At 74.9% G+C, this 14,282-nt stretch carries 10 protein-coding genes; 5 read left to right on the top strand and 5 right to left on the bottom strand.

Annotated elements, in window-relative coordinates:
• Window positions 1–1,350 (bottom strand): DUF222 domain-containing protein (locus GC157_16545; GenBank protein ID MBI1379068.1); only part of this gene is annotated, 1,350 nt, incomplete at its 3' end.
• Here GC157_16545 and GC157_16540 point away from each other — a divergent pair.
• Window positions 1,349–3,874 (top strand): acyltransferase family protein, encoded by a 2,526-nt coding sequence (locus GC157_16540; GenBank protein MBI1379067.1) that lies wholly within the window; start codon window positions 1,349–1,351, stop codon window positions 3,872–3,874. The genes GC157_16545 and GC157_16540 overlap by 2 nt on opposite strands.
• Window positions 3,875–3,885: 11 nt before the next feature.
• Here the strand turns inward: GC157_16540 and GC157_16535 are convergent, their stop codons facing one another.
• Together GC157_16535 and GC157_16530 are read right to left on the bottom strand one after the other, a co-directional pair.
• On the bottom strand, window positions 3,886–4,557 hold the full coding sequence (locus GC157_16535) for a hypothetical protein (protein ID MBI1379066.1): 672 nt from the start codon (window positions 4,555–4,557) through the stop codon (window positions 3,886–3,888).
• Window positions 4,558–4,598: 41 nt separating this feature from the next.
• Window positions 4,599–7,649, bottom strand: coding sequence for an aminotransferase class III-fold pyridoxal phosphate-dependent enzyme (locus GC157_16530; GenBank protein ID MBI1379065.1), 3,051 nt, complete (start codon window positions 7,647–7,649; stop codon window positions 4,599–4,601).
• 89 nt (window positions 7,650–7,738) lie between these two features.
• Here GC157_16530 and nifJ point away from each other — a divergent pair, with 89 nt between their 5' ends.
• The 4 genes from nifJ to GC157_16510 all read left to right on the top strand — a co-directional run bounded on the left by nifJ (window position 7,739) and on the right by GC157_16510 (window position 13,023).
• Entirely contained in the window at window positions 7,739–11,356 is a 3,618-nt protein-coding gene (gene nifJ, locus GC157_16525) for a pyruvate:ferredoxin (flavodoxin) oxidoreductase (GenBank protein ID MBI1379064.1), read from the top strand.
• A gap of 197 nt (window positions 11,357–11,553) precedes the next feature.
• A complete protein-coding gene (locus GC157_16520) occupies window positions 11,554–12,132 on the top strand; it encodes a hypothetical protein (GenBank protein ID MBI1379063.1) in 579 nt (192 codons plus the stop codon).
• 99 nt (window positions 12,133–12,231) lie between these two features.
• Complete coding sequence (locus GC157_16515; protein MBI1379062.1) at window positions 12,232–12,615, top strand: RNA-binding S4 domain-containing protein; 384 nt, start codon at window positions 12,232–12,234, stop codon at window positions 12,613–12,615.
• Between the two features lie 24 nt (window positions 12,616–12,639).
• Entirely contained in the window at window positions 12,640–13,023 is a 384-nt protein-coding gene (locus GC157_16510; GenBank protein ID MBI1379061.1) for a VOC family protein, read from the top strand.
• A gap of 18 nt (window positions 13,024–13,041) precedes the next feature.
• Here the strand turns inward: GC157_16510 and GC157_16505 are convergent, their stop codons facing one another.
• Window positions 13,042–13,767, bottom strand: a complete 726-nt coding sequence (locus GC157_16505) for a methyltransferase domain-containing protein (protein MBI1379060.1) — start codon at window positions 13,765–13,767, stop codon at window positions 13,042–13,044.
• Window positions 13,768–13,859: 92 nt separating this feature from the next.
• Window positions 13,860–14,252 carry a VOC family protein gene (locus tag GC157_16500; GenBank protein ID MBI1379059.1) on the bottom strand — a complete coding sequence of 131 codons (393 nt, stop codon included), beginning with the start codon at window positions 14,250–14,252 and terminating at the stop codon, window positions 13,860–13,862.
• Between the last annotated feature and the right edge of the window lie 30 nt (window positions 14,253–14,282).

Here is a 14,282-nt window from a genome sequence, read left to right as displayed (position 1 = left end):
GGTGAGGTCGGCCAGGTGGGCGGTCTTGAGCTGGTGGTGGCGCCGGCACAGGCCGCCGCAGTTGGCGGCCGAGGACGGGCCGTCGGGGAACGGGACGGCGTGGTCCATCTCCAGGCGCGAGGTCGCGCGGGTGGTGCAGCCGGGTGCGCGGCAGTGGTCGCGGGCCAGGACGTAGTCGCGCAGCCGGTCGGGCAGGTAGCGGGTGGTGCCGTGGTCGAGCAGGTGCCCGGTGACCGGGTCGGTGACCGCGCGCCGCCACGCGGTGGCCGCGGCGGCGTACTCGCGCCCGACCGGGGCGGGCACGGGCTCGCCGTCGAGCAGGGCGTGCCGGTCGGCCTCCCCGCGCAGCGTGTCCAGGTCCATCACCACGGTGAGGGTGACCTGCGCCGGTGCGGTGTCCCACACGATCGTGCCGTCCTCGCCGCGTCGGCCCAGCACGCGCGCGGCGAACGCGTCCGCGCGGGCTGCGTCCGCGCCCGCGTCGGGCTCACCGGCCCGGGCCGCGGCCGCGCCGCCGCGCTCGGCGGCCAGGGCGCGCCCGTCGGCGTCGATCACGGCGTGCATCGCGGAGATCGTGGGCCAGTCGCTGACCACGCCGAGGAACCCCATCCCGTCCTCGAGCGGGCGGCACGACACGTACCGGCCGGCGCGGGCCCGGACGCGGCGCTCGCTCGCGCGGGCAGCATCCAGGTCGGCCACCGCGCGGGCGACCTCGCCGCGGAACCGCGCCGGGGTCACCCGCCGCGCCCGCGGCAGCAGCCGAGCACCCAGGGCGGCCACGGTGTCCGGGTCGGTGACGTGCCGGGTGCCGGCGACGAGCTCACGGCAGTGCCACTCCGAGACCTCACCCGCATCCAACGCGGCCAGGAACCCCGGGAAGCAGCCGTGCAGCACCCGCGCCGTCGCGATCGCCGACGCCGCCGCACCCTCCCCCACCCGGGCGCACACCCCGACCTCCATCGCCGCGTGCCGGTCAGCCATCGAGTCCGACCCGTCGGCGCCCGCGACCGCCACCAGCGCACGGGCACGCACCCCGGCGACCAGCGCCGTGACCGCCTCCACCCGACGCAGATACACCAGCGCGTCCTCGCGATCGAGCGAGGCCGGGTCGACCGACACCAGCAACGGCAGGTCCCACTCCGAGACCGCGCCCCGCATCGAGAGCAGGTCCTCCGCCGGCCAGCGCTCGTCGTCGAACCGCTCCGGCCCGGGACACCCGTCCGCGACCCACTCCTCCCGGCCCGCCTCCCACAGCGCGCACTCGTCCAGCCACCCCTGGTCGAGCACCACGTCCTCGTCACGCCCAGCGCCCGCCAGCGGTCCCTGAGGGGGTGTCGGCGTCTCGTGCATGGGAGTCAGTATCGCACGTACATCGGAATCCAGTCAAGAGCTTCGGACGACGAATTCCCATGCAGTGCAACGACTTTCAGCGATCGGTCGATCACGGTCCGACGCCAGGCCACCCACCATCGGCAGGGAGCGACGGCGCCGCCGCCGACCGCGACGTCACCCCGCACAGCGCCGGGGCCCGGAGAAGCGGCGCCACCCGGCCCGGAGCCGCGCAGCGAGCGCCTCGCGACGCGCGGCGCAGGTCCACGGCCAGCGCTCGGTGCGCCCCTACAGTCGAACAGTGACCGTGACGGACGGGCGCGGTGTCGTGGTGCGCCCTGCCACGCCACGCACCGCGCGGGCCAGCGCTGCGCCCCGTCGCGGCCCGGCGCCGCGGCGTCCGCACCTCACCTACCGTCGCGACATCGACGGACTGCGCGCAATCGCCGTGGTGCTCGTGGTGCTCTTCCACGCCGGCATCGGCGTGCCCGGCGGCTTCGTCGGCGTCGACGTGTTCTTCGTGCTCTCCGGCTTCCTCATCACCGGCCTGCTCGTCGACGAGCTCGACCTCACGGGCCGCGTGTCGCTCACGGGGTTCTACGCACGCCGGGTGCGCCGGCTGCTGCCGCTCTCGGCGCTCGTGCTCGTCGTGACGGCGTTCCTGTCCGCGCTGGTGCTCGCGCCGCTGGCGCACGCGTCAGTGGCCGACGACATCCGGTCCGCCGCGCTGTGGGTCTCCAACTGGCACTTCGCCGCCGGGGCCACCCAGTACATGGCCGACACCGCGCAGAGCCCGGTGCTGCACTACTGGTCGCTCTCGCTCGAGGAGCAGTTCTACGTCGTGTGGCCTCTGCTCATCCTGCTGGTCGTGCGATCAGCGGGGAGGTGGAGCGCGATGGCCCGACGCCGGCTCGCCACCACCCTCGGCCTCGTGCTCGTCGTGACGCTGCTGCTGTCCGCCGGGCTCACCTCCTCCCTCGGGCCCTGGGCCTACTTCGGCCTCCAGACCCGGGCGTGGGAGCTCGCCGTCGGCGCGGCCCTCTCGCTCGCCGTGCTCGCGCTTGCCGAGCTGCCGCTGCCGATCGCCGGCGGGGCGGGGTGGATCGGCCTGCTGCTCATCGGATGGGCGGCGCTGAGCTTCGGCACCACCACGCCCTACCCCGGCGTGGCCGCGGTGGTGCCCGTGGCCGGTGCCGCGCTCGTGGTCGCCTCGGGCACGCGCACCCGCGGCGTGGGCGCGGCCGGCCTGCTCTCCGCACCGCTGCTCGTGCACGTCGGCCGCCGGTCGTACGCCTGGTACCTGTGGCACTGGCCGATGCTCGTGCTGGCCGCCGCGCTCGCGCCGAGCACCGGCGACCCGGGCGACGGGTCGCCCACGCACGCACCGTTCGCCTACGTGCTCGCCGCAGTCGTGCTCTCGTACGTGCTGGCCGAGCTCTCACATCGATGGGTGGAGCAGCCGGTGCGCCGGTCCCCGTGGTTCACCGCGTCGCGCGGCCGCTCGCTCGCGCTCGGCGCGGCGCTCACCGTCACGACCGTGGTGCTCGCCGGCAACCTGCTCGACTCGGGCACCGGAGCCGAGACCGGCACGGCGCCGGTCGTGGTGCCGGTCGCGGCCGGGGCGTCGGCGGGTCCGTCCGCCACGACGTCGACCGGCCGCGGCGCCAACGAGGGCGCCGCCACGTCCGGCAAGCCCTCCGCGCAGCCGTCGTCCGCGCCCGTCGCGCTCACGGCGATGACCCCCGCGCAGGCGCGCGTCGACGGGTCGGCGGCGACTGCCTGCTACGTCGGCTACGCCACCACCACGGCCGACCCGTCGTGCCGCTACGGCGCGCGCAACGGCTCACGGGTGGTCGCCCTCATTGGCGACTCGCACGCCGCGATGTGGCTGCCCGCGCTCGACCGGGCCGGCAAGGCGCGCGGCTGGCAGGTGTACCTCTGGTCGAAGTCCTCGTGCCCGATGACCGAGGTCGGGATCTACCTGCCCGCCTACACCGCCCCCTACAGCGCCTGCGACGCGTGGCGCGCCGACGTGCTGCGCCGGCTCGCGGCCCTGCCGCGCCTCGACGCCGTCGTCGTCGTGCGCAGCAAGGGCTACACGCCCGACCTCGTGCTCGACGGCCAGGGCTCGGCCGCCACCCCGAGCACCCTCCCCGCCCTCTGGCAGCAGGGCACGCACGACCTGGTGACCCGGCTCAAGGCGATCGCCCCGCAGGTGGTGATGGTCGAGGACACCCCGTGGGCGCTGGGCGACGTCCCGGACTGCCTGTCCGCGCACGTGAGCGACCCGTCGGCGTGCGCGTTCCCGCGCAGCCAGCGCGCCCACCTCGACGCCGGGCTCGTCGCGGCCGAGAAGGCCGGCGTCGCAGGCATCCCCGGCGTGCGGTTCGTCGACCCGACCTCGCTGGTGTGCCCGGGCTCCACCTGCCAGGTGGTGACGCCGACCGGCGTCATCGTCTACCGCGACGGCCACCACCTCACGCGGACGTTCAGCCGCACGCTGGCCGCGAAGTTCGGCCGGCTCATCGCGCCCTCGCTCGGCTGAGAAGCGCCGGCCTACGCCGGGCCGTCGGCCGCGTCGGCCACCGCGCCGTCCGGCCACGAGGCGATGCACACCTTGTTCCCGGCGCGGTCCGCCAGCACCCACCAGGCGGGTGCCCGCGACGCCTCCACCACGCGGCCGCCCGCGGCCACCGCCGCCTCCATCCGGGCACGTGCCTGCTCGCGGGGGAGGGAGACGTCGACGTGCATCGCGTGCCGCAGCGCCTTGGCCGGGTCGAGGTCCTGCATCCACACCGTGGACCCGTGGCCCAACGGGTCGACGCCGGCGTCGTCCTCGAGTGCGTCGTAGCCGAGCACGGCACGCCAGAACCCGACGTCGATCTCGTCGGGCCGCGCGGCCACGGCCAGCTGCACCTCCTGCGTGGCGGCCCGGTCCGCCGCGCAGCCGTGCTCGCGCGCGACGGCGGACACGGCCCGGGCCAGCCCGACGTGCCGCTCCTCGACCTGGAACACGCCCCGGGTGAGCCGCACCGTGAGCCGGTCGTCGGCCACCGTGAGCAGCGCGCCCGAGCCCGCGAGGTCCGGCACCCGGGCCAGCGCCTCGGCCAGCCGCACCGCGTCGACCAGCGTCGGTGCCCGGAAGACGGCCGTGGCACCGCCGTGCAGCACGACCCAGTCCTCGACGCCGTCGGCCGCGAGGAACGCACGCCACCCCTGCTCGCTCATGACCCCACCTCCGCGCCCACCGTAGGGCCGCGCCCGGACAGCTAAGCCCGGCGCAGCGCCGGCTCGTCCAGAACGCGGTCGAGGGTGGACAGCAGGCGATCGGCCTCGGCCTCGCCCCACACGATCGGCGGCTTCACCTTGAGCACGTTGTGGAACGGGCCGTCGGTGCTCACCAGCACGCCGAGGTGGCGCATGCGCTCGATGACGTGCGCCGCCTCCTCCCCCGCCGGCTCGAGGGTCTCTCGGTCGCGGACGAGCTCGATCCCGAGGTAGAGCCCCAGCCCGCGGACGTCGCCGATGAGCTCGTGCCGCCCGGCCAGCTCACGGGCGCCGTCGAGGATGCGCGCCCCGGTGGCCGCGGCCCGCTCCGGCAGACGCTCCTGCTCGATCACGTCGAGCACGGCGTTGCCGATGGCCGCCGACACCGGGTTGCCGCCGAAGGTGTTGAAGTACTCCATCCCGTTGGCGAACGACGCCGCCACCTCGGGCGTGGTCACCACGGCGGCGAGCGGGTGACCGTCGCCGGCCGGCTTGCCGACGGTGACGACGTCAGGCACGACGTCCTGCGTCGCGAAGCCCCAGAAGCGCGGGCCCACACGGCCGAAGCCCACCTGCACCTCGTCGGCGATCAGCAGGCCGCCGGCCGCGCGGACGTGGTCCGCCGCCGCGGCGAGGTAGCCGTCCGGCAGCACCACCTGGCCGCCGCACCCGATCATCGACTCGACGATCATCGCGGCGACGCGACCGTCGGGCGCCTCCTGCGTGCACCGCTGCACGTCGAGGGCGTACGCCGCACCGACGTCGGCGCCGTAGCCCCGGTGCGCCCCGCGGTAGGGGTCGGGCATGGCGGCCACGTGCACCCACGTCGGCGCGCCGCGGCCGCCCGGACCGGCGTGCTTGTAGGGGCTGACGTCGACCAGCGTCTGGGTGTTGCCGTGGTAGCCGTGCTCGACGCACACGACGTCCCACGCGCCGGTGTGCGCGCGCGCCAGCCGCAGCGCGAGCTCGTTGGCCTCGCTGCCGCTGTTGACGAAGAAGCACACCGACAGCGGGTCCGGCAGCGTCGCGGCGAGGCGCTCGGCGTAGCGCAGCACCTCCTCGTGCAGGTAGCGCGTGTTGGTGTTGAGCACGGCCATCTGCCGCGCGCCGGCCGCCACCACGTGCGGGTGGGCGTGGCCCACGTGCGCCACGTTGTTCACCGAGTCGAGGTAGGCGCGGCCCTCGTCGTCGTAGAGATAGGCACCGACGCCGCGCACGATGCGCAGCGGGTCGGCGTAGGAGACGGACAGGTTGGGCCCGAGCAGCCTGCGCCGGTCGCCCAGGGTCTCGGGCACCGCGCGCGCGTCCGGCGCCGCGGTGAGCGTGCTCGGCAGGCCCAGCAGCAGACCGGGGTCGGGCGAGAGCGCGAGCCACGTGGCGCGCTGCGACGGCACGGCCACGCCGGGGTAGTCCTCGTCGAGCCCGAGCAGGTCGAGGATCACCTGCACGTGCACGTGCGGCGCCCAGTCGCCGTTGCGCGGCGGCTCCCCCACCCAACCGATCACGTCGCCGGCGGCGACGGCGTCGCCCTCCCGGAGGTGGTCGAGCGTCTCGACCGCGAGGTGGCCGTAGAGCGACCAGAACGGCTCACCGTCGCCGGTGGCGTGCTCGAGCACCACGAGCGGCCCGTAGTCGAGGCGGGCGGTGTTCTCGCAGACACGGCGCACCCGGCCCGCGAGCGGGGCGTGCACCGCGGTGCCCGCGCGGGTCCACACGTCGGTGCCGAGGTGCACCGTGCGCCGCTCGGTCGCGGGGTCGTCGCCGACGGCGAACTCCGGCGCCGTGTAGAGCAGCCGCGCCTCGCCGTAGCCGCCCACGCCCACGGCGTCCGGGTCGCCGTCGACGTCGCGCCGGATCAGCGCGTCGAACCGCGCCGGGTCCGCCGAGACGTCCGCCGCGCCGAACAGGTCGCTGCCCACCGAGAGGTCGAGGTGGAACGTGCGCACCTGCTCCCACGGCCGGCCCAGCAGCGGCGCCGGGGAGGACGCCGCCAGGTGCGCGCGCACCGACGCCGCCCTCGGGAGCGGGTCCAGGCCGCACGCCGCGCGCAGCCGGCACGACGCGAGCAGCGGCGGGACGTCGAGCAGGCGCGCCAGCGAGCGCCACGCCGAGTCCTCGTCGACGCGCAGGTAGGGGTCGTCCGGGCGCTGCGCCGACTGGTCGGCCGCGTGGACGCCGGAGAGCGCCAGCCGGGCGAGCACGAGCTCCCACAGCACCTCGAGCTCGACGTCGGCCAGCGGGTGCACCTCGTGGAACCCGGCCGCGACATCGGCCACCGCCCCCACGGGGTCGTCGACGTGCACCAGGTAGGCCGCGGCCACGGCCACCTCGGCGACGACGGCCGAGTGCACGAGGTCGCCGAAGTCGATGAGCCCGCTCACCCGGGTGAAGCGGGCGGCCGGGTCGTGCCGGTGCCCGGGGTCGACCAGCACGTTGTGGTCGTTGGCGTCCCCGTGGATGACCGCGCGGCGCAGCCGCGGCGCGCGCGGCGTCACGACGTCGTCGAGCCGGGCCAGCACGCGGTCGAGCAGGGGGGAGCGCGCCGGGTCGGTGACGGCGGACCGGGTGGCAGCCACCACCTGGGGGGCGCGCAGCACGTCCCAGTGGAAGTCGCGGTGCGCCTGCGGGTGGTCGTAGCCCTCGAGGGCGGCGGCGAGACGGCCGAGCACCCGGCCCAGGTCGCGGCGCAGCGCGGGCGTGGCGGGCGCGACGTCGGCCAGGAGCGTGCCGGGGAGGTGCTCGAGCATCCGGACGAGGTGGCCGTCGACCTCGACGACCTCCTCGCCGCTGCGCGAGCGTCGCACGCCCTGCACCGGCACGCCCGCGGCCGCGGCCCGCGCCGCCGCGCCGGACTGCGCGTCGAGCACGTCGCGCGACTCCAGCCCGTTGGCGATCTTGAGCACCCAGACGCCCTCGGCGCCGGCGTCGACCCGGAAGTTGCGGTCGCGCTCGCTCGGCAGCTCGGTCACCGTGCCGTGCAGGCCGAACAGGTCCGCGGCCAGCTCCGCGGCCCGGGCGGAGGAGGTGGTCGGCGTGTGGTCGAGCAGCGACATGGCTGCACCCTAGGCCGTGCCGGAGACTGCTACGTCACACCGCGTCGCTCACCCTGCAACGGGCCGTGACGCGGTCGCACAGTGAGGACATGGCTCGCCCCACGACCACTCCCTCGTCCGCTGTCCACCACATCGCCTGCCTCGACGGCAACGAGGCGGCCGCGCTCGTCGCGCACCGCCTGTCCGACGTCTGCGCGATCTACCCGATCACCCCCGCCTCCGCGATGGGCGAGCTGGCCGACGCCTGGAGCGCGGCCGGCCGCACCAACCTGTGGGGCTCGGTGCCCGAGGTGGTCGAGATGCAGTCCGAGGGCGGCGCCGCCGCCGCGCTTCATGGCGCGGTGCAGAAGGGCGCCCTGGCCACGTCGTTCACGGCGTCGCAGGGCCTGCTGCTCATGATCCCCACCATGTTCAAGGTGGCCGGCGAGCTGACGCCCACCGTGCTGCACGTCGCCGCGCGCGCGGTCGCCACGCACGCGCTGTCGATCTTCGGGGACCACTCGGACGTGATGGCGGTGCGCAGCACCGGCTGGGCGATGCTCTGCGCGTCCGACGTCCAGGAGGCCCACGACTTCGCACTGGTCGCGCACGCCGCCACGCTGCGCTCGCGGGTGCCGTTCCTGCACTTCTTCGACGGCTTCCGCACCTCGCACGAGGTCGCCACCATCGAGCTGCTCCACGACGACGACCTGCGCGCCGTGGTCCGCGACTCCGACGTGCTCGCCCACCGCGCCTACGGCCTGACGCCCGAGGCACCGGTGATGCGCGGCAGCGCCCAGAACCCCGACGTGTTCTTCCAGTCGCGCGAGGCCGCCAACACCCACTACGCGGCGGTGCCCGCCACGGTCGCGACCGTGTTCGCGGAGCTGGCCGAGCGCACGGGGCGCCGCTACGACCTCGTCGACTACCACGGCCACCCCGACGCCGAGCGCGTCGTCGTCGCCATGGGCTCCGCGACCGGCACCCTGCGCGAGACGGTCGACGATCTGGTCTCGCGCGGCGAGCGGGTCGGCGTCGCCGTGGTGCGGCTCTACCGGCCGTTCCCCGCCGACGCGCTGCGCGCCGCGCTGCCCGCGACGGTCACCCGCATCGCCGTGCTCGACCGCACCAAGGAGCCGGGCGCCCCGGCGGAGCCGCTGCACCTCGACGTGATGTCGGCCTTCGCCGGCGAGTCGGGCACGCTGGTGATCGGCGGCCGCTACGGCCTGGGCTCCAAGGAGTTCACGCCAGGCGACGCCAAGGCCGTGTTCGACGAGCTGGCCCTGCCCGAGCCGCGCCCGCGCTTCACCGTGGGCATCGTCGACGACGTGACCGGGCTCTCGCTCCCGGTCGACCCGTCGTACCGCGTGCCGACCTCCGCCGTCCAGGCGATGTTCTTCGGCCTCGGCAGCGACGGCACGGTGGGTGCGAACAAGACGAGCATCAAGCTCATCGGCGAGCACACCGACTCTCACGCCCAGGGCTACTTCGTCTACGACTCGAAGAAGTCCGGGTCGATGACGGTGTCGCACCTGCGCTTCGGTCCGGACACGATCCGCTCCGCATACCTCATCGACCAGGCCGACCTCGTGGCCTGCCACCAGTTCCACCTCCTCTCCCGCGTCGACGTGCTGGCCCACGCCCGGCCGGGCGGCACGGTGCTGCTCAACAGCCCCTACCCGGCCGAGGAGGTCTGGGACCACCTGCCGCACGACGCGCAGAGCCACGTGCTCGCCAAGGGCCTCGCGCTGTGGACCATCGACGCGACGACGATCGCGCGCGAGGCGGGCCTCGGCCCGCGCATCAACACCGTGATGCAGCCGTGCTTCTTCGCCGTGGCCGACGTCCTGCCCGTGGACGAGGCGATCGAGCTGGTCAAGGCCGGCATCGAGAAGGCCTACGGACGGCGCGGCCCGGAGGTCGTGCAGCGCAACCTCGTCGCGATCGACGCCGCCCTCGCGGGGCTCGCCCGCGTGCCGGTGCCGCTCGCCCTCACCGCGACGGCCCCCGACACCAAGGGCCCGGACGGCGTGGTGCGCGAGCTCATCGCGGGCCGCGGCGACGCCCTCCCGGTGAGCGCGATGAGCATCGACGGCACCTTCGTCACCGGCACCGCTGCGCTCGAGAAGCGGATGCTCGCGGAGGAGCTGCCGATCTGGGACCCGGCGCTGTGCATCGACTGCGGCAAGTGCGCCATCGTCTGCCCCCACGCGGCGATCCGGATGAAGGCGTTCCCCGCCTCTGACGCCGTCGGAGCGCCCGAGGGGTTCCTCACCAAGACCTACGGCGGCCACGACCTGCCGGAGGGCACGCTCCTCACGGTCCAGGTCGCGCCGGACGACTGCACCGGCTGCGGCATCTGCGTCGCCGTGTGCCCGGTGCGCGACAAGGCCGACCCCTCCCACAAGGCGATCGACCTGCTGCCCGCGGCCGAGCACCGCGACGTGGAGCGGCCGCGCTACGAGTTCTTCCAGAACATCCCGGACGTCGACCGCTCCGCGGTGCGCCACGACACGGTCAAGGGGTCGCAGCTGCTCCGCCCGCTGTTCGAGTTCTCGGGCGCGTGCGCCGGCTGCGGCGAGACGCCGTACCTCAAGCTGCTCTCGCAGCTGCTCGGCGACCGGATGGTGGTCGCGAACGCCACCGGCTGCTCGTCGATCTACGGCGGCAACCTGCCCACCACCCCGTGGGCCAAGGACGCGAACGGGCGCGGCCCGGCGTGGGTCAACTCGCTGTTCGAGGACAACGCGGAGTTCGGCCTCGGGATCCGGCTGGGCGTGGAGCGGCAGGTGGCCGACGCGCACCGGCTGCTGCGCGAGCTGTCCGACGTGCTGCCCCCCGACGTCGTGACGCCGCTGGTGGAGCGCGAGCCCGAGGTGACCGACGAGGCCTCGGTCGCGGAGCGCCGCGACGAGGTGGCGCGCCTGCGCGACGCGCTGGCCGGCGTCGACGACCCGCGCGCCGTCTCGCTCGCCTCGCTCGCCGACGCGTTCGTGCCGCAGAGCGTGTGGATCGTCGGCGGCGACGGCTGGGCCTACGACATCGACTTCGGCGGCCTCGACCACGTGCTGGCCTCCGGCCGCAACGTGAACGTCCTGGTGCTCGACACCGAGGTGTACTCCAACACCGGCGGGCAGGCGTCCAAGTCGACGCCGCGCGGTGCGGCGGCGAAGTTCGCCAGCCACGGCAAGCCGACCAAGAAGAAGGACCTCGGGCTGCTCGCGATGGCCTACGGCGACGTGTACGTCGCGCAGGTCGCGATGGGGGCCAACGAGACCCAGACCGTGCGCGCCCTGCTCGAGGCCGCCGCGTGGCCCGGGCCGTCGATCGTGCTCGCGTACTCCACCTGCATCGCCCACGGCATCGAGATGTCGTCGTCGATGGCGCACCAGAAGGCGGCGGTGACGAGCGGCTACTGGCCGCTCTACCGCTTCCACCCGAGTCCGGCGCCGGACGCGCACCCGTTCAGCCTGGACAGCAAGCGGCCCACGACCACCCTCGCGGACTTCACCCGCGAGGAGACGAGGTACTCCGCACTCGACCGCAGCGACCACGACCGCAGCGCGCACCTGCTCGCGCTGGCGCAGGCCGACATCGACCAGCGCTGGCACTACTACGAGCAGCTCGCCGGCGTGGAGCGCTCGCTGTCGGCGGAGATCGAGGAGGAGCTCGGGGTGGCCGATCACGGCGACCACGAGCCTCGGTGGGTGACGGTCGAGGACGACTGACCGCACCGGGACGCCGGCCCGCCGGGGAGCGGGCCGGCACCGAGTCCCGGGCTCCCCGGTGGTGGGGCCGCCGGGGAGCCCGACCCTCCCCTCCCGGCGCCGGCGACCCGCCCTCTGCGTGGCCGAGCGCGTCGCGGGCCCTGAGTCCAGCCGTTCGGGGGTGCCGCGGACGTCGCCGCGCCCGCTAGCCTCCGGCCATGCGACGGGGAATGCGCGGTCCTGGACTGGTCGTCGGCGCGGTCGTCGGCCTCGGTCTCACCCTCACGGCGTGCGGCGGGAGTTCGCCGTCCGACACGGCGCAGAGCCTGATCGCGCGGGCGTCGAGCGCCGCGTCGGTCGCGGAGAGCGCGGCGTCGGCCAACGCCGGCGAGTCAAGCGCTCCGGCCGTGGGCGGCGACCTCGACTGCTCGGGCATCACGAAGGACGTCACCGCGAAGTTCATCGTGTTCACGCAGGTGCTCGCCGGCGCCGGCAGCAAGGACGCCGTGGACGGCCTGCGCAGCGGCCAGCTCACCAGCTACACGCCCGACGGCATGGACGAGGTGCTCGCCAAGCTGGAGGTCCTGCGCGGCCACCCGGCCACCGGCTTCGGCGACCCCGGCGCGTCGATCGACTACTTCACGCAGGTCAACAAGCTCATGCGCGCGATGATCGAGGCCGACTCGGTCTCTCAGGCCCAGATCGACGCCTACACGGCCGCCACCGGCTCGCCCGCGCAGGTGATCGGCAAGCAGCTCCCCATCAACGCCGCGCTCTCCCAGTACTGCAAGTTCTGACCGATGTCACTGGTGGAACGGCTGCTTCCGCTGCCGGGAAGCGACCCTTTCACCAGTGACGTCGGGTCCGTGCGGGAAGCGGCTTCGTAGGCTGGCGGCATGCCGGCGCGCGAGGTCCCCACGAGCGTCCGGGCCGACGCCTGGACCTGGGCGGTGCGCGTCTACCCCACCCGCTCGGCGGCGAGCGCCGCCTGCCGGGCCGGGCACGTGAAGGTCAACGACGTCAGCGTGAAGCCGGCGCACCCCGTGCGGCCCGGCGACACCGTGCGGGCGCGGACCCCGGCCGGGGAGCGCGTGCTGGTGGTGACGGGCCTCATCGAGAAGCGCACGAGCGCCACCGTGGCGGCGCTGCACTACGAGGACCGCACCCCGCCACCGCCGCCCCGCGCGGAGCGACCCGCCGTGCTCGTCCGCGACCGCGGCGCCGGGCGTCCCACCAAGCGCGAGCGCCGCGACCTCGACCGCCTCCGCGGCCGACGCTGACGCCGATCCCCGAGGAGGCACCCGGTGAGCGAGCTGACCCCCTACATCGCCGTCGGCGACGCGACGGCCGCGATCGCCTGGTACGTCGACGTCCTGGGCGCCGAGGTGGTCCACGAGCCGATCGTCATGCCGGACGGGCGCATCGGCCACGTGGAGCTCGCCGTCGACGGCGCGCGCTGGATGATGTCCGACGAGCACCCGGAGCTGCACGTCGAGGCGCCGGCGCCGGGCCGCGGCGCCGCCGTCACCCTGCACCTCACCGTCGAGGACGTCGACGCCGTCTGCGCCCGGGTCACGGCGGCCGGCGTCGCGCTCGACCGCGGCCCGCAGGACAACCCGGGCCTGGGCCGCGTCGCGGTGTTCCGCGACCCGTTCGGCCATCGCTGGTTCCTCCACCAGCCCGAGTGATCCGACCGTCGGAGGGAGTCAGCCGCGGCCGGCGCCCCAGGCGGTCCAGGCCAGCGCGGTGGTGGTGAACGGGCCGTCCGGCAGCCGCTCCCGCAGGAGCTCCTCGAGCCGCGCTCGCGACGCCGCGTCCAGGGCTGCGACGTGCTCGCCGGCCGGCCCGACGCCGAGCGTGTAGGGCTGCCACCACGCGTCGAACCCGTCGTGGTGCACCTCGACGGAGAGCGCCGTCGCCTCGACCGCGCGGGCTCCGGCGTCGCGCAGCAGCTCCGCCAGGTGGCCCTCGCGCACCCCGGGCAGGTGCGACTCGTCGCGGGCGCCCGGGTCGAGCGAGCGCACGGCGGACCAGAACTCCGCCAGCGGGCCCCGCCCGCCGGCGTGGTCCCACACCGTGGCGCCGACGATGCCGTCGGCCGAGGCGGCCCGCGCCATCGCGCCGAGGCCCCGGACCGCGTCGTGCATGAAGTGGACCGCCAGCGACGCGAGCACGACGTCGTACGACGCGGTGCCCACGTCGAGGGCCTCCGCGGTCGTCTGGAGCACCTCCATCGACGGGTAGCGGGCGCGGACGGCGGCGACGAACGACGCCGACGGGTCGGCCGCGCTGACGGCGTCGACGCCGAGCCGCTCGACCAGGACGTCGGTGAGCGCGCCGGTGCCGCAGCCCACGTCCAGGGCCCGCTGCCCGGGCCGCACGCCTACCGCGTCCGCGAACAGCACCGCGAGGGGACGCGAGAAGCGCCCCATGAACCGGCCGTAGGCCTCGGCGTCGACCTCGAACACGAGCCCATGCTCGCTGAGCTGGGTCGTGAGCGCAGCCGGACGCCGGGAGTCGTGGCTCAGCCGCCGTAGGGGCGGGTGATCGCCTCGAGCACGTGGCCGACCGGGTCCTCCCAGTAGACGCCGCGGCCTCCGTCGTCGTGGTTGATGCGCCCCGGGCGGCGCCGGGAGGGGTCGGCCCAGTAGGGCAGCCCGCGCTCGGCGATCCGCGCCATGATCTCGTCGAACTCCGGCTCGCTCACCAGGAAGGCGTAGTGCTGCGGCTGGATGCGGCCCTGCGCGTCCGCGCCGTATCCGTCGAGGAAGTCCAGCGAGACCCCGTTGGCGACGTCTACCACGAGGAACGGCCCGAACGGCACGGGCGCGCCGAGGCCGAGTATGTCGGCGAGGAAGATCGCGGACTCACGCTTGTCGCGGGCGCCCACGATCGTGTGGTTGAGCTGTACCGGCACGACGACCTCCTCCGGGGAGGGATCGATTCT

It is taken from the genome of Frankiales bacterium, from assembly GCA_016125335.1.
Lineage (GTDB): Bacteria > Actinomycetota > Actinomycetes > S36-B12 > CAIYMF01 > Longivirga.
The sequence above is the reverse complement of the archived record's forward strand: the minus strand, read 5'-3'. Positions and strand labels throughout refer to the sequence as shown.

Bases quoted from the DNA above. Each gene is read 5' to 3' on its own strand.
- GC157_16540 (MBI1379067.1), top strand. From the start codon at position 1,349: ATGGGAGTCAGTATCGCACGTACATCGGAATCCAGTCAAGAGCTTCGG.
- GC157_16535 (MBI1379066.1), bottom strand. From the start codon at position 4,557: ATGAGCGAGCAGGGGTGGCGTGCGTTCCTCGCGGCCGACGGCGTCGAG.
- GC157_16530 (MBI1379065.1), bottom strand. From the start codon at position 7,649: ATGTCGCTGCTCGACCACACGCCGACCACCTCCTCCGCCCGGGCCGCG.
- nifJ (MBI1379064.1), top strand. From the start codon at position 7,739: ATGGCTCGCCCCACGACCACTCCCTCGTCCGCTGTCCACCACATCGCC.
- GC157_16520 (MBI1379063.1), top strand. From the start codon at position 11,554: ATGCGACGGGGAATGCGCGGTCCTGGACTGGTCGTCGGCGCGGTCGTC.
- GC157_16515 (MBI1379062.1), top strand. From the start codon at position 12,232: ATGCCGGCGCGCGAGGTCCCCACGAGCGTCCGGGCCGACGCCTGGACC.
- GC157_16505 (MBI1379060.1), bottom strand. From the start codon at position 13,767: ATGGGGCGCTTCTCGCGTCCCCTCGCGGTGCTGTTCGCGGACGCGGTA.